18 protein-coding genes are annotated in these 23,266 nt (G+C 72.2%); 5 read left to right on the top strand and 13 right to left on the bottom strand.

Going from position 1 to position 23,266, the window contains the following annotated elements; all coding sequences use genetic code 11:
* The first annotated feature begins 48 nt into the window (after positions 1-48).
* Positions 49-1,293, top strand: a complete 1,245-nt coding sequence (locus CSC62_RS12700) for a TCR/Tet family MFS transporter (protein ID WP_162406947.1) — start codon at positions 49-51, stop codon at positions 1,291-1,293.
* A 115-nt stretch (positions 1,294-1,408) separates the two neighbouring features.
* Here CSC62_RS12700 and CSC62_RS12695 read toward each other — a convergent pair whose 3' ends face one another.
* The 8 genes from CSC62_RS12695 to CSC62_RS12660 form a co-directional block, all read right to left on the bottom strand.
* Positions 1,409-1,861, bottom strand: coding sequence for a PepSY domain-containing protein (locus CSC62_RS12695; RefSeq protein WP_162406945.1), 453 nt, complete (start codon positions 1,859-1,861; stop codon positions 1,409-1,411).
* Positions 1,862-2,001: 140 nt separating this feature from the next.
* Positions 2,002-2,760: an NRDE family protein gene (locus CSC62_RS12690; RefSeq protein ID WP_162406943.1), complete on the bottom strand. Its 759-nt coding sequence runs from the start codon at positions 2,758-2,760 to the stop codon at positions 2,002-2,004.
* 174 nt (positions 2,761-2,934) lie between these two features.
* On the bottom strand, positions 2,935-3,417 hold the full coding sequence (locus tag CSC62_RS12685; protein WP_246194412.1) for a cellulase family glycosylhydrolase: 483 nt from the start codon (positions 3,415-3,417) through the stop codon (positions 2,935-2,937).
* 126 nt (positions 3,418-3,543) lie between these two features.
* On the bottom strand, positions 3,544-4,425 hold the full coding sequence (locus CSC62_RS12680; RefSeq protein WP_162406941.1) for a methylglyoxal synthase: 882 nt from the start codon (positions 4,423-4,425) through the stop codon (positions 3,544-3,546).
* Between the two features lie 93 nt (positions 4,426-4,518).
* Positions 4,519-5,835, bottom strand: coding sequence for an OmpA family protein (locus tag CSC62_RS12675; RefSeq protein WP_162406939.1), 1,317 nt, complete (start codon positions 5,833-5,835; stop codon positions 4,519-4,521).
* A gap of 126 nt (positions 5,836-5,961) precedes the next feature.
* Positions 5,962-7,242: a dipeptidase gene (locus CSC62_RS12670; protein WP_425502029.1), complete on the bottom strand. Its 1,281-nt coding sequence runs from the start codon at positions 7,240-7,242 to the stop codon at positions 5,962-5,964.
* Positions 7,243-7,252: 10 nt separating this feature from the next.
* A complete protein-coding gene (locus CSC62_RS12665; protein ID WP_162406937.1) occupies positions 7,253-9,583 on the bottom strand; it encodes a TonB-dependent receptor in 2,331 nt (776 codons plus the stop codon).
* Between the two features lie 153 nt (positions 9,584-9,736).
* A complete protein-coding gene (locus tag CSC62_RS12660) occupies positions 9,737-10,915 on the bottom strand; it encodes a benzoate/H(+) symporter BenE family transporter (protein ID WP_162406935.1) in 1,179 nt (392 codons plus the stop codon).
* Positions 10,916-11,065: 150 nt separating this feature from the next.
* Here CSC62_RS12660 and adhP point away from each other — a divergent pair, with 150 nt between their 5' ends.
* A complete protein-coding gene (gene adhP / locus CSC62_RS12655) occupies positions 11,066-12,094 on the top strand; it encodes an alcohol dehydrogenase AdhP (protein WP_162406933.1) in 1,029 nt (342 codons plus the stop codon).
* Positions 12,095-12,169: 75 nt separating this feature from the next.
* On the opposite strand, the gene CSC62_RS12650 is transcribed toward adhP, so the two are convergent.
* The 4 genes from CSC62_RS12650 to CSC62_RS12640 form a co-directional block, all read right to left on the bottom strand.
* Complete coding sequence (locus CSC62_RS12650) at positions 12,170-13,678, bottom strand: FAD-dependent oxidoreductase (RefSeq protein ID WP_162406932.1); 1,509 nt, start codon at positions 13,676-13,678, stop codon at positions 12,170-12,172.
* Between the two features lie 180 nt (positions 13,679-13,858).
* On the bottom strand, positions 13,859-13,990 hold the full coding sequence (locus tag CSC62_RS18190; RefSeq protein ID WP_281353320.1) for a hypothetical protein: 132 nt from the start codon (positions 13,988-13,990) through the stop codon (positions 13,859-13,861).
* The gene (gltB, locus tag CSC62_RS12645) at positions 13,987-18,465 is read right to left on the bottom strand and encodes a glutamate synthase large subunit (protein ID WP_162406931.1); all 4,479 of its coding nucleotides are present in this window, start codon (positions 18,463-18,465) and stop codon (positions 13,987-13,989) included. The genes CSC62_RS18190 and gltB overlap by 4 nt, the downstream gene beginning before the upstream one ends.
* A 239-nt stretch (positions 18,466-18,704) precedes the next feature.
* Entirely contained in the window at positions 18,705-19,094 is a 390-nt protein-coding gene (locus CSC62_RS12640; RefSeq protein WP_162406930.1) for an I78 family peptidase inhibitor, read from the bottom strand.
* 105 nt (positions 19,095-19,199) lie between these two features.
* On the opposite strand from CSC62_RS12640, the gene CSC62_RS12635 reads away from it, so the two are divergent.
* Positions 19,200-20,366: a DNA topoisomerase IB gene (locus tag CSC62_RS12635; RefSeq protein ID WP_425502028.1), complete on the top strand. Its 1,167-nt coding sequence runs from the start codon at positions 19,200-19,202 to the stop codon at positions 20,364-20,366.
* 40 nt (positions 20,367-20,406) lie between these two features.
* On the opposite strand, the gene CSC62_RS12630 is transcribed toward CSC62_RS12635, so the two are convergent.
* Positions 20,407-20,742, bottom strand: coding sequence for a hypothetical protein (locus CSC62_RS12630; protein ID WP_162406928.1), 336 nt, complete (start codon positions 20,740-20,742; stop codon positions 20,407-20,409).
* Positions 20,743-21,081: 339 nt separating this feature from the next.
* Here CSC62_RS12630 and CSC62_RS12625 point away from each other — a divergent pair, with 339 nt between their 5' ends.
* Both CSC62_RS12625 and CSC62_RS12620 read left to right on the top strand, forming a co-directional pair.
* Positions 21,082-22,356, top strand: a complete 1,275-nt coding sequence (locus CSC62_RS12625; protein WP_162406927.1) for a sugar MFS transporter — start codon at positions 21,082-21,084, stop codon at positions 22,354-22,356.
* Positions 22,353-23,264, top strand: a complete 912-nt coding sequence (locus CSC62_RS12620; RefSeq protein ID WP_162406926.1) for a carbohydrate kinase family protein — start codon at positions 22,353-22,355, stop codon at positions 23,262-23,264. Before CSC62_RS12625 ends, CSC62_RS12620 begins: the two co-directional genes overlap by 4 nt.
* Positions 23,265-23,266: the final 2 nt, after the last annotated feature.

Here is a 23,266-nt window from a genome sequence, read left to right as displayed (position 1 = left end):
AGGGTGCGCGCCGCATGGTGCCGCGCACCCACGGACAAGGCGCCAAGCGTGGATTCTTCCCTGCAGCAAAGGCCTGGCGCGCGGCGCGCGGCGCTGGCCTTCATCTTCGTCACCGTGCTGATCGACATCCTCTCCTTCGGGGTGATCATCCCGGTACTGCCGCATCTGGTCGAGCAGTTCACCGGCGGCGACATCGCCAGCGCGGCGCGCTGGGTCGGCGTGTTCGGCATGGTCTTCGCCGCGGTCCAGTTCGTCTCCACGCCGGTGCAGGGCGCCTTGTCCGACCGCTACGGGCGGCGGCCGGTGATCCTGATCTCGTGCCTGGGCCTGGGCCTGGACTTCGTGTTCATGGCCCTGGCCAGTTCGCTGCCGATGCTGCTGGTCGGACGGATCATCTCCGGCATCGCCTCGGCCAGCTACACCACCGCCAACGCCTACATCGCCGACGTCACCCCGCCGGAACAAAGGGCCAAGAGCTACGGCATGATCGGCGCGGCCTTCGGCCTGGGCTTCGTGATCGGGCCGATGATCGGCGGCTGGCTGGGCGGGATCGACCTGCGCCTGCCGTTCTGGTTCGCGGCCGGGCTGGCGCTGCTGAACTTCCTCTACGGCTGGTTCGTGCTGCCGGAGTCGCTGCCGCCGGAGCGGCGCAGCGCGCGCTTCGACGCCTCGCACGCCAATCCGTTCGGCGCCCTGCGGCTGCTGCGCAGCTATCCGCAGGTGTTCGGCCTGGCCGCGGTGGTGCTGCTGGCCAACCTGGCCCACTACGTCTACCCGAGCGTGTTCGTGCTGTTCGCCGATTACCGCTACGGCTGGGGCCCGCGCGAGGTCGGCTGGGTGCTGGCCTGCGTGGGCGTGCTCAGCATCGTGGTCAACGCCGGCCTGGTCGGGCGCACGGTCAGGGCGCTGGGCGAGCGACGCACGCTTTTGCTGGGCCTGGCCTGCGGCGTGCTCGGGTTCGCGGTGTACGGCATGGCGGACAGCGGCTGGATGTTCATGCTCGGCCTGCCGATCAGCGCACTGTGGGCGCTGGCCGCTCCCTCGACCCAGGCCCTGATCACCCGCGAGGTCGGTCCGGAAGTGCAGGGCCGCATCCAGGGCGCGCTGATGAGCCTGGTCAGCTTGGCGGGGATCGTCGGGCCTTTGCTGTTCGCCAACGTGTTCGCGCTGTTCGTCGGCACCGACGCGCCGGCGCATCTGCCGGGCGCGCCGTGGTACCTGGCGGCGTTGCTGCTGGGCTGCGCCTGGGTGGTGGGCTGGCGCTACGCGCGGCCCGCTGAAGGGTCCTTGTAGGAGCCGGTCTTGCCGGCGACCGTGGAGGCGGATGCGTCAATGGCACCCGGCTTCACGCAGATGCAACCGCCATGGCGGTCGCCTGCAAGGCCGGCTCCTACAGGAGAGCGACGGCTCAGTCGTTCTCGACGCCGAGGATGCGGCCATCCTTCGGATCGACCCGGATGTTCACGTTCTTGCCGTCCGGGCGCTCAGCGTCGGCTTCCCAGATGCCGTCGTCGTAGTCGAGGTCGTGGACCTTGGAGTAGCCGGCCGCGGTCAGTTTCGCCTTGATGTCGTCGGCGCTGAGGGTGGAGACCATGTCCTCGGAGAAGACCCGGCCGCTGGCCGCGTCCACCCGCACGTCGACGCGGTTGCCGTCGGCGCTGGTGGCGTCGGTCTCCCACATGCCGTCCTCGAACTCCAGGTCGTCGATGCGGGTGAAGCCCTGCTTCTCGAGCAGTTCGCGGATCTGCGGCTCGGTAAGGGTCTGCTTGCCGCCGGTCCTGCCCGGATCGGCCAGGGCCGGGGTCGCGGCCAGCGCGGCGGCCAGCAGGGTCGGGGCAATCAGCGCGGTGTGGATACGCATGGCATTCCTCCTCGGAGTGCGTGGGCGATGGACGCAGGAATCGGCGTCCGGGGCGCCACCGTGCCGCGCGGGAATTCACTGCGGCGTGAATGCCGCGGCCGACGGTTCAGCCGGGTGAACACCGCCTGCAGGAACGCTGCCTACAGGATCAGGCGGGTTTCGCCGAGGCCGATGCCGCCCGGGCCCCAGCGCCGCTCGACGATCGTGCCGCCGCCGTCGCGGTCCAGCGCGACCACGGTGCTGGCGCGGGTGCCGTAGTCGGCGCCGCGGATGAAGGCGGCCGAGAGCCAGCGCTCGCGTTCCAGGCCGATGCCGGTATCCGGCAGCCGCGCGTCCGGATAGGCGCGGTCGTCGGCCAGGGCGGCGAACAGCGGCTCGAAGTCCCCGCCGCCGCCGGCATCGAGCCAGGCCTGCAGGGACGCACCCAGGGCCTCGGCCTTCGGCCACGGCGTGTCCAGCGCGGCATTGGACAGCACGTGCACGCCCGCCGCCACCGCCGTCATCCGCGGCTGCGGCGCGTTGCTGGCCCAGGCGCAGCCCTCGCGGTCGGCGAGCAGCAGGTTGAAGGGACGGTAGCCGGCGGCCGCCGGCAGCAGGGCGCGGGCATGCGCCAGCGCGCCTTCGCCGCCGCGCAGCCAGTCGCTGGCCAGCAGCCCGCGCGAGAGACCATCCTGCGGCCGGCTGAAGTCGCGCACATTGGTCACCAGCGCGCAGCGGCCACCGTCCGCCACGCCCAGCCAGGTGCCGCCGGCTTCCAGATCGCGGCCGGCGACGATCCCGGAGCCGTCGTCCCAGCGCGCCAGCGGCGCGGTCGGGCGGGTGTGGAACTCGTCGCGGTTGCCGGCCAGCAGCAGCCGCCAGCGCGGATGCGCATCCCAGGCGAAGGCGACCACGCACATGTCAGCGCGCGGCCCGGGTGGTGCGCGGCCAGTACGACGCGGCGGCATCCGCAGCGGCGTGGCCCGGGTAGTGGGCGATGGCGGGGTCCGGATGCATTGCGGCTTTCCTCGCGCGGGAATGGCGCATGGAGTCTAGGGGCCTGCCCAGGACATCGGCATGGTCGGCCGGCCCACTCAGGGCGCGGTCGCCGCACGCGCGTGCCGCGCCAGCACCTCCATCTGCGGCTTGCCGCCGCCGTCCTGGCCGGGCTGCACGTTGAAGGGATAGTCCGGCTTCCACCAGGCTCCGGCCGCCCACCAGGTCCAGCCGAGCCAGACGTCGTCGTTGCCGGCGATGAAGGCGAGCATGTTGTCCACGGCCTGGCGGCAGACCTCGCCCGGTCCGCCGGCGAACTCGGCGAGGAAGCCCTGGCGGCCGTGTTCGCGCAGCCAGGCGGTGAAGCCACGCAGCGTGTCCACGCCGATGTCCGGGCCGACGCATTCGGCGTGGGTGCCGCTGTAGTCCCGGTCCAGGTACTGGTGGACCTCGATCGCGATCCGGTCGCCCGGGTCGCGCAGGTCCTGCAAGGCGGTGGCGTTGGAGACGCCGCCGTAGCCGCTGCCCGACCAGCTGTGCGCGCCGGTCCTTGTGCAGGGTGCCGGGGCGCTTGCTCGAATTGAACTCGGCGCCGGCCAGGTTCACCCCTGCGTAGCGCAGGGCGCTTTCCTGCGCATGCGCGGATGCCGCGGCCAGCACGGCCGCCAGCAGCAGGGGCAGGAGGCGGAGCGCGGACATGCGATCGCTCAGCTCGCGCGCGGCTGCGCCCGCCGCCGCACCGCCGCGACCCAGCGCGCGGCCACCGCCGGCGAGGTGATGCACACCGCCTCGTCGGTCACCGTGGTCACCGCGCGCTCCAGCAGCTGGATGTCGGCCTCGTGCTGGCGCGCCACGTGCGGGTCCTCGAAGAACACCGCGCGCTGGCAGCGCCGCTCCAGCACCAGGTCGGCGATCTGGGCGTCGCCGCCCATCGGGCCGCTGAGGTAGCGGTGCACCCACGGCGTGTCCTGCGGCCAGCCGCGGCTCCAGGCCATCTCGTTCAGGCGCTGGCCGGTGGTGCCGGTGGCCACCCGGCGGGCGAAGCGCGACAGCACGTCGTAGTGCTCGGCGGCGAAGGCCAGCATCTGCGGCTTCATCGCATCGTGGGCGATCAGCGCCAGGGTCTGCGATTCGAAGGCGTGGAAGCGGTCGGCGCCCGGGTCCGGGGCCAGGCCGGCGTGGACGCGCTCGTTCTCGATCCAGTCGCGGGCGCTGGCCACGGTGGAGATGAAGGGCTTGCCGTGGATCACGCACTGGCGCTTGAGCGCGATCGCCTCCGGGAAGATCGAGGACGGATCGACCGGATCGATCAGGTAGATCGCGCCGTCCAGGGTGCGGGCGTCGCCTTCCAGGCCGACCACTTCGGCCACCAGCTTCATCAGCCCGCCTTCGCGGCCGTAGGGATAGCGCTTGAGCCCGGCGTAGCCGGCGAGCATGCCGGCCGCGGCGATCGCCTCGTGGGTGCGGCCGACCGTGTGCAGCTCCAGTCCCAGCTCGCGAATGCCCTGGCCGCTGGCGCGCAGCCAGCGGAACAGCGCGCCGTCCTCGGTGGCGTGGTGCAGGCGGTTGGCGGCTAGGCCCAGGCGCATGGAGGCGGCTCTCGTGGTGGTGGAGGGATGCGCCAGTCTAACCGTGGCGACGGCATCTCCGCGGCCACGGTTCCGGCCGAAACCCGCGCGCGCTCACAGCAGCCACAGCTCCACCCGCTCGTTGCGGAAGCGCGCCTCCTCGCCCTCGCCGCCGGCCAGCGGCTGCAGTGAACCCAGGCCGCGGATCCGCCGCACCGCGATCCCGCGCTCGATCAGCCAGGCGGCGACGATGTCGGCGCGGTTGCTGCTGGCGGTCATCGCGAACAGCTTGCTCTGCCGCTCGGCCTGGGAGAAACCGACCACGCTGACACTGCGGCCGCGGTACTCCGGCCGCTGCAGCAGTTCGACCACCCGATCCAGGTCGTGGGCCGAGCTGCCGTCGAAGATCGTGGTCAGCGACTTCAGGTTGAAGCGCAGAGCCAGCGGCAGGCGGGTGCCGCCGGCGACCGCGTCGCGGTAGTCGGGCGGCAGGGCCGCGACCTCGCCGGTGGCCGGCAGCGACAGGTCCATCGGGACCAGGCCCAGGCGCCGCACCAGCGCCTGCGCCCGCGGGGTGAGCGTGTGCAGGGCGAAGCTGCGGCCCAGCGCCGACATCATCTGCCCGCCGTAGACCTGGTAGCGCCAGGCCAGCGGATAGTCCTGGCTGCGGATGCCGGTCGGATCGGGCGCCACCGCCAGGCCGCCGTCGGACACCGGCAGGACCCGCACTCCGGGTGGCAGCGGCGTGCCCAGTTCGACCACCGCCAGCGCCGACGGGTCGAAGGCGGCGGCCGCGGCGGCGCTGCGCAGGTCGCGGTGGCGCAGGACGCTGGCCGGGCGCAGCGGACGGCCGCCGTTGAAGCGCTCGCGCAGGAAGCCTTCGAGGCCGCCGCTGGCCGGGCCGAGCAGCAGCCGGTTCGCCGCGCCCGGCGCGCTGCCGGCCAGCAGCGCCCGCAACTGGGCCAGGTCGATGCGCTTGAGCGGGCTGTCGCGGTGGACCACGACGCGCGCGGCATTGAGCGCGAGCAGGTATTCCTGGTCGGGCGAGGACAGGTCGCCGAGCTGCCAGCCGGCCTCGCGCTCGCGCGCGTCGGGACGACGGGCGAGCATGGCCAGTTCGGCCTGGCCCTCGACCAGCCGGCGGAAACCTTCGCCGCCGCCTTCGCCGCCGATCTCCACCACCAGCGGCACGCCCTCGCGCAGGGCGTGGATCTCCAGCAGGCCAGGCGCGCGCGGCACCCGGCGGATGCCGGTGTACTCCATCGCCCGCAGCCAGTCCTCCACCAGCGCCGGCACCAGGCGCTCGCCCACGGTGTAGGAACCATGGATGCGCAGGCGCTCGGCCTCCTGCTCCTGTGCCCGCGCGGGCGCGGTCGGCACGCCGGCCAGCACGATCGCCAGCGCCAGCATGCGCGCGAACGAGAAACCCATCTGTCACCCCCTGTCGCAAAGCGCGGGAGTGTGGCCAGCGGCGATGACAGGGGCGTGACCCCTGCGCGGCGGCGGTGTGTGCGGCCGCGCAGGGCGTGGTGCGGCACGCCGGGCGGCCGCCCGGCGTCAGTGACCCGAAGCGGCGGCCGCCGGCGCGGGCGCCTGCGCGGCCAGCCGCGCGGCATGCGCCTGCGCCTGGCCGAGGATGCGCAGCACGTTGCCGCCCCAGATATCGGCGATCTGCTGCTCGTCGTAGCCGGCCTGCAGAAGCCGCTCGGTGATCCGCGGGATCTGCGAGATCTCGGACAGGCCGTCCACGCCGCCGCCGCCGTCCCAGTCGGCGCCGATGCCGACGTGCTTCGGCCCGGCGACCTGGAGGATGTGCAGCAGGTGCTGCATGTAGTCCTCGAAGGTGGCCTGCGGCACCGGGAAACGGCGGTCGATCTCGCGTCGGCGCGCGGCCAGCTCGCGCAGCTGGGCCGGGCTGGCGGCCTTCTCGCTGCGATCCCACAACGCGTCCAGCGCGGCCCGGCGCTCGGGATTGGCCGGGGTCTCCACCAGGTAGGCGCCGAACGCGTTGACCTGGATCACCCCGCCGTGCGCGGCCAGTCTGCGCAGGCGCGCGTCGTCGATGTTGCGCGGGTTCTCGTGGATCGCGTCTGCGGAACTGTGCGAGAGCACGAACGGCACCGCCGACAGCTCGATCAGCTGGTCGAACACCGCGTCCGAGGAATGCGACTGGTCGAGCAGGATCCCCAGCCGGTTGGCCTCGGCCACCAGCGCGCGCCCGGCCGGGCTCAGCCCGTGCCACTCGGCGCCCTCGCCCTGGCGCGGGTTGGAGGAGTCGCCGAACTCGTTGTTGCCGATGTGGGTGATGCCCAGCATGCGCACGCCCTGGGCGTGGAAGAACGACAACAGGCTGGGATCGGCCGCCAGCGGCGAGGCGTTCTCCATCGAAATGAACACCACCTTGCGCCCGGCGTCGACGATCCGCCGCGCATCCTGCGGGGTCAGCGCCAGCTCGAACTGCTGCGGATGGCGGGCGAGCATCTCGCGGATCTCCACCAGCCGGCCCAGTGCCTGGTCGCGCGCCTTGAGGTTGGCGGCGGCGCTGCGGTCGCCCTGGCCGGTGTAGATCACCCAGAAGCCGCCATCCAGCCCGCCCTCGACCATCCGCGGGTAGTCGACCTGGGAGTACTCGCCTTCGGCGCGGTGGTCGTCCAGCAGGCTCCAGCCCGGACGCGCGAAGTTGGCCGGGGTGTCCAGGTGGGTGTCCAGGGTCAGGATGCGCTGGTGCAGCTGCCTGGCCTGCGCGCCGACCTCGGCGGCGTGCGCGCCGGGCCAGGCCAGTGCGGCCGCGAGTCCGAGCGCGAGCAGGGAAGGGGCCAGCCGATGCTTGTCGTCCACGGGTTTCCTTTCAGAGCGCGATGCTCAGCGAGACCTGCCAGGTGCGGTCGGGACCGGGCCGGTAGGTGGCCGGGCCGCTCACGACCGGGTTGATCGTGCCAAGGTAGTCGCGGTCGAACAGGTTGTCGACGTTGAAGCGCAGCCGCGCGTTGCGCAAAAGGCCCTCGAAGGCCTCGCCGCCGAGGTCGACGTAAGCGTTCCACACCGCGTAGCCGCCGACCGACTCGGTGTTGACGTAGTTGCTGTAGCGCTGCCCGACGTAGCGCCCGGACAGGTTGAGCACGCCCCAGCGGCCGGCCTCCCAGGTCACCCCGGCCTGCGACAGCCACTGCGGGCTGTCGGGCACGCGGTTGCCGGCGATGGCGAAGGTGGAGAAGTCGTCCTTGAACTCGGCCCGGTTCCAGCTGAGGTTGCCGTTGAACGCGACCCTGTCGCCGAGCGCGCGCGGCTTCCAGATGCCGCTGGCCTCCGCGCCCCAGGCCTCCACCGCGCCCACGTTCTGGAAGAAGGTCTCGGTGGTGCCGCTGCCCGGCACCGGCGAGGCGTAGGACTGCAGGCGGTCGTCGAAGCGCGAGGCGTACAGCGCCAGCACCCCGTTGAAGGTGCCGCGGTTGCTGCGCAGGCCCAGCTCCAGGTTCTCGGCGGTCTCCGCCTCCGGGCCCGGCGCGGCCGGGCTGGCCTGCGAGTAGATGTCGTCGGCGCCCTGCGGCAGGGCCAGGGTCTGCGACCACGACGCGAACAGCTGCTCGCGGCCAAAGCTGTAGACCGCGCCGGCCTGCGGCAGGAAGCCGTCCTTCCAGCGGTCGCGGATCAGCGGCCGGCGCCCGGCGATGTAGTCGGCCGGATTGCGCTGGCCCTCGATCTCGTACGCCAGGTCCAGCGCCTTGACCCCGAACTCCAGCGCCAGGCGGTCGTCGAGCAGGCGCCAGGTGTCCTTCAGGTGCAGCTGGGTGCTGGTGCGGGTGGACCAGAAGTCGCGCTGCAGGTGCACCGGCTGGTCCAGCAGGGGCTGCCCGGCCGGGTTGCCGCCGACCTGGTTGTAGCGCGCCTGGGTGCGGTGGTAACGGTCGCGCTCGCGCCAGGCGCCGGCGTCGATGCTGTGCGCGCCGACCTGCCAGGTCAGCGCCGCCAGCGCGCCCTGGCGGGTGCCGGCGACGGTGGACAGGCCGTATTGCAGGCCCAGCGGCGCGTACAGCCCGGGGACGATCGCGCGCTGCGCGTTGTGGCTGGCCAGCGAGGTGGCGTAGGCCTCGGGCGAGACGCCGTAGCCGTCCTTGTCCTCGTAGTAGAGGGTGGAGCGCAGCTCCAGGTCCGGGCTGAGCACGAACAGGCCGTTGAGGCCGTAGAGGGTGTCGGTGCGCTGGTTGATCGCCTGCTGGTAGTACTGGTTGTAGCCGGTGGCGCTGTAGGCGATCCCGGCCACGCTCGGCGCCAGCGACGGCACGTAGCCCAGGTAGCCGAAGTAGCGGCCCTGGCGCCCGAACGCGTCGTTGGCCGTGCCCAGGTACTGGGCCTTGTTGATCGAGGGCGTGTCGTAGTCGAAGAAGTCGTTGTGCACGACCTTGAAGTCCACGCTGCCGCTGTCCCAGCGGTAGCGGGCCTTGCCCTCGATGTGCTCGCGGTCGATGGTGCCGGGCCCGCGCCACAGCCGGCTGTCGATCTTGGAGCGGCTGAGGTAGCCGGAGAAGCCGCCGTGCTCGCCACTCTCGAGCTTGACGAAGCTGCGGTTGAGGTCGTCCGGGCCGAAGGTCTGCGACAGCTGCACCCCGGCCTCCTCGGCCGGCGCCAGGCTCTGGTGCTGCACGATCGGGCCGAGCGAGGCGTAGCTGGGCGCGGACACGTCGCCGGCGCCCTGCGAGGCGGTCACCCGCCAGGTGTTCTCGTTGTCGACGTAGCGGAACACCGGGCTGCCGCCGAACTGGTCGCTGCGGCCCAGCGGGATGCCGTCGAGGACGAAGCCGATCTGGCGGAAGCCGAAGGCGCGCACGAACACCGAGTTGCCGAACTCGTACAGTCCCAACGCGTCGTTGGCCTGGACGTTGAAGCCCGGCAGCGACTCCAGCATCTTCAGCCCGGAGATGCCGGCCGGCGCCGAGAGCAGGGCCTCGTGGTCGATGGCGATGGTGTTGCGCACCTGGTCGGTGCCGATGGCGATGTCGGCCTCGGCCACCCGCGCGCCGGTGACCACCAGCGAGTCGAGCGTGGTCGGCGTGCGCGGGCCGGCGGCATCGGCGTCGGCCGGGGCGTCGGCGGCGAGGGCAGGCAGCGACAGCGCCTGGGAAATGGCGAAAGCGAGGACGAGCCGGCGGCGCGTCGCGGCCGGGCGAAGGGGCTGGGTCATGGCGGGCGATGTTCGGTGGGGAGGGGGCGGGACCGGCGATTCGTAACGACGGCGTGAACGCCCTCGAATCTAGGCAGTGGCCCCGCGCAGCGTCCATGCCGCAAACCGCTTCCGGTTATGACGATCCGGCAACAGGAAATGCGCGCCCGGCTCCTACGAACGGCGCAGGGCCACCCGCACCACCACGCCGGCCACCAGCCCCCAGAACGCGGCCCCGACCCCGAACAGCGACAGCCCCGACGCGGTCACCAGGAAAGTCACCAGCGCCGCCTCGCGCCCGTCCTCCTCGCCCAATGCCGACGCCAGGCTGTTGCCGAGCGTGCCCAGCAGGGCGATCCCGGCGATCGCCGCCACCAGCGCCTGCGGGAAGGCGGCGAACAACCCGGCCACGGTCGCCCCGAACAGGCCGATGGCCAGGTAGAACACGCCGGCCCACACCGCCGCCCGCCAGCGCCGCGCCGGGTCCGGGTGCGCGTCCGGGCCCATGCAGATCGCCGCGGTGATCGCCGCCAGGTTCAGCGCGTAGCCGCCGAACGGGGCCAGCAACCCGGTCGCCAACCCGGTCCAGCCGATCGCCGGCGACACCGGCACCGCGTAGCCGGAGGCGCGGATCACCGCCACCCCCGGCACGTTCTGCGAGGCCATGGTCACCACGAACAGCGGCAGGGCGACGCCGAACACGCTGGCCAGGCTGAAGGCGGGCGTGGTCCACACCGGCCGCGCCAGTTCCAGGCGCAGGCCGGCGGTGTGCAGCAGGCCCGAGCCGGCGGCCACCGCAATCCCGGCGAGCAGGGTCAGGATCACCGCGTAGCGCGGCCACCAGCGCCGCGCCGCCAGCCAGGCGGCGAGCATCGCCAGCACCAGCGCCGGCTGCAGCTGGACCGCGGCGAAGGCATCGATGCCGAAGCGCAGCAGCACCCCGGCGAGCATCGCCGCCGCCAGCGACAGCGGGATCCGCCCGAGCATCCGCTCGAAGATCCCGGAGAAGCCGGCCACCGCGATCAGCACAGCCGACAGCAGGAAGCCGCCGACGGCTTCCGCCATCGGCACCCCGGCCGCGCTGGTCGCCAGCACCGCCGCCCCGGGCGTGGACCAGGCGGTCACCACCGGCATCTTCCAGCGCCAGGACAGGCCGATGCAGGTCAGGCCCATGCCGATCCCCAGCGCCCACATCCACGAGGCGGTCTGCGCGGGCGTGGCGCCCAGCGCCTGCGCGGCCTGGAACACGATCGCCGCCGAACTGGCGAAACCGACCAGCACGGTGACGAAGCCGGCGGCGATGGCCGAGAGCGGGTTGTCGCGCGTCGCGGGCGCGGAAGCGGAAGGATCCATCGCCGCGATTGTCGCCGGCTCCTGCATGGAGCGCTAACGCCGCCGGCGCGATCCTGCCCCGGCCGGCCTTCCGGCCATTGACCCGGATCAAGGCCCCGCCGCCGCCCGCGGCGCAGGATGTCCTCACCATCCATCCCCGGAGAACAGGCAATGGACAGGACCATGAAGGCCGCGGTGGTGCGCGAGTTCGGCCAGCCGCTGGCGATCGAGGAAGTGAGCGTGCCCAGCCCCGGCCCCGGCCAGGTGCTGGTCAAGATCGAGGCCTGCGGCGTCTGCCACACCGACCTGCACGCCGCCGAGGGCGACTGGCCGGTCAAGCCCAGCCCGCCGTTCATCCCCGGCCACGAAGGCGTCGGCCATGCGGTCGCGGTCGGCCCCGGGGTGACCCACGTGCGCGAGGGCGACCGGATCGGCGTTCCCTGGCTGTACTCGGCCTGCGGCCACTGCGAGCACTGCCTCGGCGGCTGGGAAACGCTGTGCGAGCAGCAGCAGAACACCGGCTATTCGGTCAACGGCGGCTTCGCCGAGTACGCCTTGGCCGACGCCGGCTACGTCGGCCACCTGCCCAAGGGCATCGGCTTCGTCGAGATCGCTCCGGTGCTGTGCGCCGGGGTGACCGTCTACAAGGGCCTGAAGATGACCGACACCCGCCCCGGCGAGTGGGTGGTGATCTCCGGCATCGGCGGCCTGGGCCACATGGCCGTGCAGTACGCCCGCGCCATGGGCCTGAACGTGGCCGCGGTGGACGTGGACGACGCCAAGCTCGAGCTGGCCCGGCGCCTGGGCGCGACGGCGACGGTCAACGCCCGCACCACCGACCCGGCCGCGTTCCTGAAGCGGGAGATCGGCGGCGCCCACGGCGCCCTGGTCACCGCGGTCTCGCCCAGGGCGTTCGAGCAGGCCCAGGGGATGATGCGCCGCGGCGGCACCATCTCCCTGGTCGGGCTGCCGCCGGGCAGCTTCCCGCTGGACATCTTCGGCATGGTCCTCAACGGCATCACCGTGCGCGGCTCGATCGTCGGCACCCGCCTGGACCTGCAGGAATCGCTGGAGTTCGCCGCCGCCGGCAAGGTCGCCGCGACCGTGACCGCGGACCGGCTGGAGAACATCAACGCCATCTTCGCCCGCATGCACCGCGGTGAGATCGAAGGCCGGGTCGTGCTCGACATGGCCGCGTAGCAGGGCCGGAAACCGCCTGAAGAAAAACCCCGGGTTTCCCCGGGGTTTCCTGTTCCGCTTCGACCGCGGCGTGGCTCAGCCCACCGCCGGCTTCGCCACCGGCGCCTGCACCGCCAGCAGCTCGGCGATGCTCTGCGCCGCGTCGCGGCCCTCGGCCACCGCGGTGACCACCAGGTCGGCGCCGCGCACCGCGTCGCCGCCGGCGAACACCCGCGGATGGGTGGTCTGGTACGGCAGGCGACCGCTCCCGTCGGAAGCCGCGCCGCCGGCGACGATCCGCCCGTTCGGCGTGCCCTCGATGCCCAAAGCGGTCATCCACTCCGGCACCTCCGGCGAGAAGCCGAAGGCGATGATCACCACGTCGGCCTCGATCACCGACTCGCTGCCCTCGATCGCGACGGCATTGCGGCGGCCGCGCGCATCCGGCTCGCCGAGCATGGTCTCGACCACGCGCACGCCGCTGGCCCTGCCGTCGGCGCCGGCCTCGATCCCCAGCGGCTGGCGGTTGAACAGGAAGCGCACGCCTTCCTCGCGCGCGTTGGCCACCTCGCGCGCCGAGCCGGGCATGGAGGCCTCGTCGCGGCGGTAGGCGCAGGTGACCTTGCCGGCGCCCAGGCGGATCGCGCTGCGCACGCAGTCCATGCCGGTATCGCCGCCACCGAGCACGACCACGCGCTTGCCGGCCAGGTCGGGCAGGGCGATCTTGTCTTCCCAGCCGGCGATCGGCCGGCCCATGCTCGCGACGAGCTCAGGATCGTTGCCGGTGACGATGCGGCCGTTCTGGACCAGGAACGGCAGCGCCGGCAGCACGCCTTCCAGGTCCTGGCCCGGCAGTCCGCCGTCGGTGTAGCGGTAGGCGCCGGTGCCGAGGAACACCGCGTCGTACTCCTCCAGCAGCTGCTCGACGGTCACGTCGCGGCCGACCTCCACGCCCAGGCGGAACTCGATGCCCATGCCTTCCAGCACCTCGCGGCGCTTGGCGATCACCCCCTTGTCCAGCTTGAAGGTCGGGATGCCGAACTGGAGCAGGCCGCCGATCTGCTCGTAGCGGTCGTAGACCACGGCCTGGATGCCGGCGCGCGCCAGCCGGTCGGCGCAACCGATGCCGGCCGGGCCGGCGCCGACCACCGCGACCCGGCGGCCGGTCGGCACGACCTCCGACAGGTCCGGGCGCCAGCCCTGCTCGAAGGCGGTGTCGACGATGTACTTCTCCACCGCGCCGATGGTGACCGCGCCGAAGCCGTCGTTGAGGGTGCAGCTGCCCTCGCACAGGCGGTCCTGCGGGCAGACCCGGCCGCAGACTTCCGGCAGGGGATTGGTCGAGTGGCACAGCGCGGCCGCCTCGAGGATGCGGTTCTCCTGGACCAGCTGCAGCCACTGCGGGATGGCGTTGTGCACCGGGCACTTCCAGCTGCAGTAGGGGTTGCCGCAGTCCAGGCAGCGGCCGGACTGGTGCTGGGCCTCGGGCAGGCCGAACTTGCCGTACAGCTCGCCCCAGTCGCCGGAGGTGCGCAGCTCCACCGGGATGCGCCGTGGCATCTCGCGCGGCAGGTCGAGGAATTGGAAAACGTGCTTGCGGCTCATCGAAGGATTCCGGCGGTGTCCCTGCATTCGCGGGGACGGGTGACCGGTGTCCGCCGCGGAGCGGGGACACGGGATCCGGCCGCGCGCGGGCGGCAGGTGGATCGGTTCGGTCGTAAGGACCAGGGTCGTCGGGCGGTCGTGCGACCGGAGCGGCGCGCCTGGAGCGGCAGCGGCGGGGCGTCAGCCCCGGCGTGCGGGCGGCACGCCGGAGAGCGCGCGTTTCTTGCGGTTGCCATACAGCAGGGCCACGGCCAGCGGTCCGTGGCGGCCGCAGGAGCGGAGGGCGGAGGCGGAGAAGGGATGCGCGTTCACGCCGCCCTCCTCAGGGTATCGGCCAGCGACTCGATGCTGGCGGCCTTCGGCTTGACCAGCCAGAACTTGCCGACGTAGTCGCGGAACTCGTCCAGGATCTGCTGCGCCCAGATGCTGCCGGTCAGCTCGCGGTGGCGGGTGACCAGGCGGTGCAGGTGCTGGCGGTAGCTCTCGAAGCCCTCCGGGCTGATCCGGTGGATGTCGATCAGCTCGTGGTTGTAGCGGTCGACGAAGTCGCGGTCCTGGTCGAGCACGTAGGCCAGGCCGCCGGTGAAGCCGGCGCCGAAGTTGAGGCCGACCTTGCCCAGCACCAGCACGCAGCCGCCGGTCATGTACTCGCAGCAGTGGTCGCCGGCGCCTTCGATCACCGCCAGCGCGCCGGAGTTGCGCACGCCGAAGCGCTCGCCGGCGCGGCCGGCGGCGAACAGCTCGCCGCCGGTGGCGCCGTACAGGCAGGTGTTGCCCAGGATCGGGGTGTTGCGCGCCTCGAAGCGCGCGCCGCGCGGCGGACGCACCACCAGGCGGCCGCCGGCCATGCCCTTGCCGACGTAGTCGTTGGCCTCGCCCTCCAGCTCCAGGTTCAGGCCGCCGGCGTTGAAAGCGCCGAAGCTCTGGCCCGAGGTGCCGCGGAAGTGCAGGGTGATCGGCGCATCCTCCATGCCGTGGTTGCCATGCGCCTTGGCGATGGCGCCGGACAGGCGGGTGCCGATGCTGCGGTCGGTGTTGTGGATCAGGTAGCGGTGCTCGCCGCCGGTCTTGTTCGCGATCGCGCCGGCCAGCTGCACGTCCAGCTGGGTGGCCAGGCTGTCGGGCGACTCGTACAGGCGCGCGGCGGCGCAGCGGTCGTCGTCGCGTGGGGTCGGGGCCAGCAGCCGCGACAGGTCCAGGCGCACGCCGGCGCGCGGGGCCACGTCCAGCTGGCGCAGCAGGTCGGTGCGGCCGACGATCTCGTCCAGCGAGCGCACGCCCAGGTACGACAGCCAGCCGCGCACTTCCTCGGCCAGCAGCCGGAAGTAGTTCTCCACCCGCTCCGGCAGGCCGGTGAAGTGGTCCTTGCGCAGGCGGTCGTCCTGGGTGGCCACGCCCGTGGCGCAGTTGTTGAGGTGGCAGATGCGCAGGTACTTGCAGCCGAGCACGATCATCGGCCCGGTGCCGAAGCCGAAGCTGTCGGCGCCGAGCAAAGCGGCCTTGACCACGTCCAGGCCGGTCTTCAGGCCGCCGTCGGTCTGCAGGATGGTGCGGTCGCGCAGGTCGTTGGCGACCAGGGCCTGGTGCGACTCGGCCACGCCCAGCTCCCATGGCCCGCCGGCATAGCGGATCGAGCTGATCGGGCTGGCGCCGGTGCCGCCGTCGTGGCCGGACACGGTGATCAGGTCGGCGCCGGCCTTGACCACGCCCGCGGCAATGGTGCCCACGCCGGCGTGCGCGACCAGCTTCACCGAAACCAGCGCCTGCGGATTGACCTGCTTGAGGTCGTAGATCAGCTGGGCCAGGTCCTCGATCGAGTAGATGTCGTGGTGCGGCGGCGGCGAGATCAGGCCGATGCCCGGGCGGGCGTAGCGCAGCCGCGCGATCAGCTCGTTGACCTTGTGGCCGGGCAGCTGGCCGCCCTCGCCGGGCTTGGCGCCCTGGGCGACCTTGATCTGCAGCACCTCGGCGTTGACCAGGTACTCGGGGGTGACGCCGAAGCGGCCGGAGGCCACCTGCTTGATCTTGGAGCGCTTCTCGGTGCCGTAGCGGACCGGGTCCTCGCCGCCCTCGCCGGAGTTGGAGCGGCCGCCGAGGCGGTTCATGGCGATGGCCAGGGCCTCGTGCGCCTCGGGCGAGAGCGCGCCGAGCGAGATCGCGGCGCTGTCGAAGCGGCGCAGCAGGTCCGAGGCCGGGGCGACGTCCTCGATCGGGGTCGGGGTGTCGGCCCGCTTCAGCTCCAGCAGGTCGCGCAGGGCCGACGGCGGGCGCGAATGCACCGCATCGGTGTAGGCCTTCCAGTCCGTGGCCTCGCCCGAGCGGGTCGCCCTTTGCAGGGTCATGACCACGTCCGGGTTGTACATGTGGTACTCGCCGCCGTGGACGTACTTGATCAGGCCGCCCATTTCCGGCTTCTTCAGCTCGTTCCAGGCCGCCGACTGCAGCTCGCGGGCGTCGCGATCCAGGCGCTCGAAGCCGGCGCCGCCGACCCGCGACGGGGTGCCGCCGAAGCACAGGTCCACGACCTCCTTCTCCAGGCCGACGATTTCGAACAGCTGCGCGCCGCGGTAGCTGGCGACGGTGGCGATGCCCATCTTCGAGATGATCTTGGACAGGCCCTTGTACAGGCCCTTGCGGTAGCTGCGGCCGACCTGGGCGGTCTCGCCGCCCTTCTTCAGCTGCAGGATCCCGTGCCGGCCCATGTCGAACAGGGTCTGGTAGGACAGGTACGGGTAGACCGCGGTGGCGCCGTAGCCCAGCAGGCAGGCGACGTGGTGGGCGTCGCGCGCGGTGCCGGTCTCGACGATCAGGTTGACGTCGCAGCGCAGGCCGACGTTGCACAGGTGGTGGTGGACCGCGCCGGTGGCCAGCAGGGCGTGGACCATCGGCCGTTCCGGCACCGGGTAGCGGTCGGACAGCAGGAGCATGACCACGCCGTCGCGCGCGGCCTGCTCGACCTCGCGGCAGATCCGCTCGATCCCGGCCTTCAGCCCTTCCTCCGGGTCGTAGGACAGGTCGATCAGCCGGTTCTTCTCGGCGTACTGCGGCATCTTCATCAGCTGGCGCAGCTTGCGCTGGCTGAGCACCGGCGAGTTGAGGATGACGTGGTTCACCGTCTCCGGGCCGGCATGGAAGATGTTGGTCTCCTTGCCCAGCTGGGTGGCCAGCGACATCACGCAGTCTTCGCGCAACGGGTCGATCGGCGGATTGGTGACCTGGGCGAAGGCCTGGCGGAAGTAGTCGTACAGCGGCCGGTTGCGCTGGCTGAGCACCGCCATGGGGGTGTCGTCGCCCATCGAGCCGGTGGCTTCCTGCTCGGTCTCGGCCATCGGCCGCAGCACGTGCTCGACCTCCTCGGAGGTGAGCTGGAACAGCTTGTGGTAGCTGCGCAGGGTCTTCTCGTCGAACGGCTCCTCGGCCAGCGACGGGTCGATCAGCTCGGTCTGCAGGTAGGTCACGCCCTGGTGCAGCCACTGCTTGTACGGGGCGCGGCCGCGGTTGATCCGGTCCACCGCCTCGCTGTCGAGCAGGTCGCCGCGGCGCAGGTCGATGGCGATCATCTCGCCCGGGCCGAGCTTGCCCTTGCGCACGATCCGCTCGGTCGGCACTTCCCACACGCCGGCCTCGCTGGCGACGATGAAGTGGCGGTCGGAGGTCAGCAGCCAGCGCGAGGGGCGCAGGCCGTTGCGGTCCAGGGTGCAGGCGGCGTAGCGCGAATCCAGCGAGACGATCCCGGCCGGGCCGTCCCACGGCTCGGTGTTGAGGCCGTAGAACTCGTAGAACGCGGCCAGGTCGGCGTCCTTGAACTCCAGCGACTGGGTCGCCGGCGGCACCAGGATGCGCAGGGCCTGGATCAGGTCCATGCCGCCGGTGACCAGCAGCTCCAGCATGTTGTCCAGGCTCTGCGAGTCCGAGCCGTGCATGGACACGATCGGTTCGAGTTCGGCGATGTCGAACTTCGGGGTCTTCCACACCTTGCCGCGGGCCTGGGCCCAGCGGCGGTTGCCCTCGATGGTGTTGATCTCGCCGTTGTGGGCCAGCATCCGGAACGGGTGGGCCAGCGGCCAGCGCGGCATGGTGTTGGTGGAGAAGCGCTGGTGGAACACGATCGCGCTGGAGGCCAGGTCGCTGCGCTGCAGGTCCACGTAGAAGCGCGCCAGCTTGTCCGGCAGAACCATGCCCTTGTAGCCGATCGAGTGCGGCGACAGGCTGACCACGTAGTAGTCGGCGGCCTGGCGCAGGCGCTGCTCGCTGCGGCGGCGGGCCAGGAACAGGGCCAGGGCGAAGGCGTCGTCGTCCTGGCCGGGGCCGGCCTCGACGAACAGCTGCTGGATCGCCGGCAGGGTGTCGCGCGCCAGCTGGCCGCACACGCTTTCGTCGGTCGGCACCGCGCGCCAGCCCTTGACCGCCACTCCGACCCGGTGCAGTTCGCCTTCCAGGGTGTCGCGGCACTGCGCGGCTTCCGCCTCGTCGTGCGGCAGGAACACCAGGCCGGCGGCGAAGCGCGCACTGTCGCCGATGGCGATGTTCGCCTCGTGGGCGAGCGCGCGCAGGAACGCGGCCGGTTTGCGGATCAGCAGGCCGCAACCGTCGCCGGTCAGTCCGTCGGCGGCGACGCCGCCGCGGTGGGTCATGCGCGAGAGCGCGGCGATCGCGGTGTCGACCAGCGCGCGCGAGGGCTGGTCGTCGAGCTGGGCGATCATGCCGAAGCCGCAGGCATCGCGTTCGGAGGAAGAGTCGTACAACCCGTTCTGGACGGGCAGCCCGTGGCGGTTGCGGGGGGCCATGCGTGTTGCCTCGAAAAACATGCGTGCGGGGCGCTGATTCCCGAACGCGAGCGAAGGCGGCACCGCACACAGTTTCTCTCGAAACTTGCGCTACCTGAATGCCACCGGAATTCCGACTAAAGCACAGTTGCTGCGGTGCCGCAACCTGCGCTCATGAGGTCATGACGTATACGCATGAAACCGTCCGTACGGGCGATTTCCCCGGGGTGCCCGCGGGTGCGGACGATGTCCGCCGCGGCTCAGCCGCAGCGCAGGGCGACGACCTTGTCGTCGGCGTCCACTTCCAGGTTCAGGCGGGCGCCGTCGAATTCCATGGTCACCGCCTGGCCCGGCTTGAGCACCCGTGCGCGAGTGGCGCCGGCATCGATCCGCGCCTGCTCGACGGTGGCCTCGTCGGCCGCCTTGCCGACCAGGCCCTGGACCTGGCTGGCGTCGCAGGTGGGCGCCGGCGGTGGCACCGCGGCCGTGCCGTCGGCCGGCGCGGCGGCCGATTCGGCGGCCTGCTGCGCCGCCACCGCGGCCTCGTCGCGCTCGTCCTCGTCCGAAACCGGCGGCCCACCGGCCGAACAGGCGCCGAGCAGGGACAGCAGGACCAGGAGCGGAAGGCGTTGGAGGGTGCGTGCGCGCATGGGGCGGGTTCCGGAAGGCGGCGTCCTGCAACTTTGTATCACGGGCAACGGCCTGCGTTAACCGTTCACGCCACCGGCCCATTGCGCGGGTCGACGGGATCATGCATGCGGTGGCGGCCCTTCGACGCAGGCTTCGCGTCCAGGTGCGCACGACCCCTTGCGCGCTTGACGCGGTCGATGCGCCGCGCAGCCGAGACTGGAGGGAACTTCCGCACCGGCGACCGCATGGCTGCTTCCGCTCCCGTTTCCGAGACCGTGGCCTGCGCCGACCAGGCGGGCCTGCACTATGTCGCCGACAGTGAGCCCGGCATCGCCCGCCGACGCCAGGGCCGCGGCTTCGGTTATCGCGACGCCGACGGCCGGGCAGTGCGCGATCCGCGCACGCTGGCGCGGATCCGGGCCCTGGCGATCCCGCCGGCGTGGCGCGAGGTCTGGATCTGCAACGATCCGTGCGGCCACCTGCAGGCCACCGGGCGCGACGCGCGCGGGCGCAAGCAATACCGTTACCACCCGCAGTGGGCGCGGCATCGCGGCCGCAACAAGTTCGACCGCGTGGTCGCCTTCGGCCAGGCTTTGCCGGCCCTGCGCCGACGCCTGCGGCAGGACCTGGCGCTGGCGGGCTACCCGCGCGAGAAGGTGCTGGCGATCGTGGTCGCGGTGATGGACGAGACCCTCCTGCGGATCGGCAACGAGGCCTACCGCCGGCAGAACCGCTCCTACGGCCTGACCACCCTGCGCAACCGCCACGTCGAGTTCCTCGCCGGCGGCCGCGCCCGGATCGCCTTCCGCGGCAAGAGCGGGCAGGCGCAGGAGGCGGTGATCGACGACGCCCGCCTGGTGCGTCTGGTCCGTCGCTGCCGCGACCTGCCCGGGCAATGCCTGTTCCAGTACCGCGACGAGGCCGGCGAGCTGGTCCCGGTGCAGTCGGCCCAGGTCAACGACTACCTGCGCGCGGCGATGGGCGAGGATTTCACCGCCAAGGACTTCCGCACCTGGGGCGGGACCCTGGCGGCGATGCGCGCGCTGGCCGTGTGCGAGGCGGCAGCCGATGCACGCGAATGCGCCCGGCTGGAGCGCGAGGTGGTGGCCGCGGTCGCGGCCAGCCTGGGCAACACCCCGGCGGTGTGCCGCAGCGCCTACATCGATCCGACGGTGTTCGCGGGCTGGAAGGACGGCGGCCTGCAAAAGCGCTGCGCGCGCTGCCGCGGCCAGCGGCAATGGGAACAGGCGGCGCTGGGCTTCCTGCGCCGCGCGCACCGCGCCGCCGGCTAGCGCACCGCCATCCTGAGCGGAGCGTCAGCCGCCGCTCCGCTCAGCCGCAGCGCATCCCGGTGATGGCGTTGCGGTCGCCGGTCTCGATGGTCAGGCGCGATCCGCCGGCGGACGCGGTGTCGGGCAGGCTGCCGTCGGCCGGGCGCTCGGCCGCGCCGCCGACCACCTGCACCTCGGTGCTGTCGCTGTCGATCCGGGCGCGCTCGACGGTGGCGTCGGACGCGGCCAGGCCGACCGCGCCGCGGACCATGTCCAGGTGGCACTGGCCGGAAACGACGCCGTCGATCGGCTCGACCCGGGCGACGTGTGGCCCGGCGGCGCAGCCGGCGAGGACGAGTGCGGCCAGGACGCTGCCGGCAAGGCGAAGGTGCGGCATGGGAAGTCTCCTCGGGAACGGAATGCCAGCCTGTGCCGGCGGCCGTCGCCGCCGGATGAAGGCGCGGGTCCGCGGCGCCGGACCCGGCGCCGGTTGAAAATCCACGCGCGCCGGGTAACGATACCTCCGCGCTGCGCGCCGCCATGGCACGATGCGCATCCCGGCTGCCTGCCGGGACATCGGCATGCGAGGGGCTTGGGAGGGTCTCGAGAATGCGTAATCCGCTTCGCCGGTCGGCGACGACCGGCCCGGGCCGGCATGGCTTCGCCGCGCCCGCGCCGTCCGCCGCCGTTTTCGTCGCTTCCGCCGCCCATTCCACCCAAGGGGAGTAGTACCGCCATGCATGTCGCAGGACCACAGGATTCCGCCGCCGCCGCCGTGCCCGGTTCGTCGCGGCTTCTGCCGCTGGTGATCGCCCTGTTCTTCGCCTGGGGCTTCTGCACGGTGCTGGTGGACGTGCTGATCCCCAAGCTGAAGGCGACCTTCTCGCTGGGCTACGCCGAGGCGATGCTGACCCAGTTCTGCTTCTTCCTGGCCTACTTCGTGGTCTCGATCCCGGCCGGCCTGCTGATCAGCCGGATCGGCTACCTGCGCGGGATCGTGCTCGGCCTGCTGGTGATGGCCGGCGGCTGCCTGATGTTCGCACCGGCCGCCTCGATGGGCTGGTACCCCGCGTTCCTGGCGGCGCTGTTCGTGCTCGCCGGCGGCATCACCATCGTCCAGGTCGCGGCCAACCCGCTGGCCGCCGGCCTCGGCGACCCGGCGCGGGCGCACAGCCGGCTGACCCTGGCCCAGGCGTTCAACTCGTTCGGCACCATGCTCGGGCCGCTGTTCGGCTCGGCCCTGATCCTGGCCGCCGGCGTGTCCGAACCGAGCCCGGGGATGGATGCGACGGCGCTGGCCGCGTTCCGGGTCGAGCAGGCCGGCCACGTGCGGGTGCCGTACATGATCATCGCCGCGGTGCTGGTGCTGCTGGCCGCGCTGTGCTGGTGGATGCGGCGCTCGCCGGTACCGGAAGTGCGCGCGGTCGGCCACGGCGACTACCTGCGCCTGCTGAAGATCCCGAAGCTGAGCCTGGGTGCCCTGTCGATCTTCCTCTACGTCGGCGCCGAGGTCGCGGTCGGCAGCGCCCTGGTGAACTACCTGATCATGGCCGGGGCGACCTCCAGCGAGCATTCGGCCGGCAACCTGATCTCGGTGTACTGGGGCCTGGCCATGGTCGGCCGCTTCATCGGCTCGTGGGTGCTGCGCTTCGTCGCCCCGGGGCTGGTGCTGGCGGTGTGCGCCACCGGCGCGGCGGTCCTCGGCCTGCTGGCGGCCACCACCCTGGAAGGCACCGCAGCGGCGGTGGCGATCCTGTCGATCGGCCTGTTCAACTCGGTGATGTTCCCGACCATCTTCACCCTGTCGATCGACGGCCTGGGCGAGGACACCCCGGGCGGCTCGGGCATCCTCTGCCTGGCTATTGTCGGAGGCGCGATCGTGCCCCTGCTGATGGGCCTGGCCGCCGACCGCATCGGCCTGGCCCTGGCCTTGCTGGTGCCGGTGGCCTGCTACGCCTGCATCGCCGGCTACGGCCTGCTGGTGCGCGCCGGCGCACTCGACCGGGCATGAGCGTTGCGCAACTGCCGCCGCTGGTGGTCTTCGGCGAGGCGCTGACCGACTTCGTCCGCACCGGCGAGGACGGCTGGCGCAGCATCGCCGGCGGCGCCTGCTGGAACGTGGCGCGGGTGGCGGCGACCCTGGGCGTGCCCACCGGCTGGGGCGGCGCGGTCAGCGAGGACCTGTTCGGCCAGGAGATCGTCGCCCGCTCGCAGGCGGCCGGGCTGGACGCGCGCTTCATGCAGGTGGTGGCCAGGCCGCCGCTGCTGGCGATGGTCCACCAACTGCATCCGCCGCGCTATTTCTTCCTCGGCGAGAACAGCGCCGACCTGGCGTTCGATCCGTCGCGGCTGCCTGCCGGCTGGCAGGCAGCCTGCAGGATCGCCCACTTCGGCTGCATCAGCCTGGTCCGCCAGCCGCTGGGCGCGCGCCTGCTGGCGATCGCCGGAGCGCTGCACGCGGCCGGGGTGCCGGTCAGTTTCGATCCCAACTGCCGGGCGCTGATGGGGGCGGACTATCCGCCGCTGTTCGAGCGGCTGGCCGCGCTGTCCTCGGTACTGAAGATCTCCGACGAGGACCTGCGCCACATCTACCCGGTGTTGGATCCGGACGCCGCCTTGGCCCGGGTCCAGGCGCTGGCGCCGGACGCAGTACTGCTCTACACCCGCGGCGGGGATGGCATGACCGCATACGCGCACGGGCGCCGGATCGAGCAGCCGGCCTTCGCGGTGCCGGTGGCCGACACGGTCGGCGCGGGCGATGCCTGCATCGGTGGCTTCCTCGCCAGCCGTCTTCTGCGGCCGGGCGCGGACCTGGCCGAGCACGTGCGCTTCGCCGCGGCCACCGCGGCGGCGGCCTGCACCCGGGCCGGGGCGCATGCGCCATCGCGCCAAGAGGTCGAGCGGGTGCTGGCGCTGTAGGG

This window comes from Pseudoxanthomonas jiangsuensis, assembly GCF_010093185.1.
Classification (GTDB): Bacteria; Pseudomonadota; Gammaproteobacteria; order Xanthomonadales; family Xanthomonadaceae; genus Pseudoxanthomonas; species Pseudoxanthomonas jiangsuensis.
The sequence above is the reverse complement of the archived record's forward strand: the minus strand, read 5'-3'. Positions and strand labels throughout refer to the sequence as shown.

Bases quoted from the DNA above. Each gene is read 5' to 3' on its own strand.
- CSC62_RS12695 (WP_162406945.1), bottom strand. From the start codon at position 1,861: ATGCGTATCCACACCGCGCTGATTGCCCCGACCCTGCTGGCCGCCGCG.
- CSC62_RS12690 (WP_162406943.1), bottom strand. From the start codon at position 2,760: ATGTGCGTGGTCGCCTTCGCCTGGGATGCGCATCCGCGCTGGCGGCTG.
- CSC62_RS12680 (WP_162406941.1), bottom strand. From the start codon at position 4,425: ATGCGCCTGGGCCTAGCCGCCAACCGCCTGCACCACGCCACCGAGGAC.
- CSC62_RS12675 (WP_162406939.1), bottom strand. From the start codon at position 5,835: ATGGGTTTCTCGTTCGCGCGCATGCTGGCGCTGGCGATCGTGCTGGCC.
- CSC62_RS12665 (WP_162406937.1), bottom strand. From the start codon at position 9,583: ATGACCCAGCCCCTTCGCCCGGCCGCGACGCGCCGCCGGCTCGTCCTC.
- CSC62_RS12660 (WP_162406935.1), bottom strand. From the start codon at position 10,915: ATGGATCCTTCCGCTTCCGCGCCCGCGACGCGCGACAACCCGCTCTCG.
- adhP (WP_162406933.1), top strand. From the start codon at position 11,066: ATGGACAGGACCATGAAGGCCGCGGTGGTGCGCGAGTTCGGCCAGCCG.
- CSC62_RS12650 (WP_162406932.1), bottom strand. From the start codon at position 13,678: ATGAGCCGCAAGCACGTTTTCCAATTCCTCGACCTGCCGCGCGAGATG.
- gltB (WP_162406931.1), bottom strand. From the start codon at position 18,465: ATGGCCCCCCGCAACCGCCACGGGCTGCCCGTCCAGAACGGGTTGTAC.
- CSC62_RS12640 (WP_162406930.1), bottom strand. From the start codon at position 19,094: ATGCGCGCACGCACCCTCCAACGCCTTCCGCTCCTGGTCCTGCTGTCC.
- CSC62_RS12635 (WP_425502028.1), top strand. From the start codon at position 19,200: ATGCGGTGGCGGCCCTTCGACGCAGGCTTCGCGTCCAGGTGCGCACGA.
- CSC62_RS12630 (WP_162406928.1), bottom strand. From the start codon at position 20,742: ATGCCGCACCTTCGCCTTGCCGGCAGCGTCCTGGCCGCACTCGTCCTC.
- CSC62_RS12625 (WP_162406927.1), top strand. From the start codon at position 21,082: ATGCATGTCGCAGGACCACAGGATTCCGCCGCCGCCGCCGTGCCCGGT.
- CSC62_RS12620 (WP_162406926.1), top strand. From the start codon at position 22,353: ATGAGCGTTGCGCAACTGCCGCCGCTGGTGGTCTTCGGCGAGGCGCTG.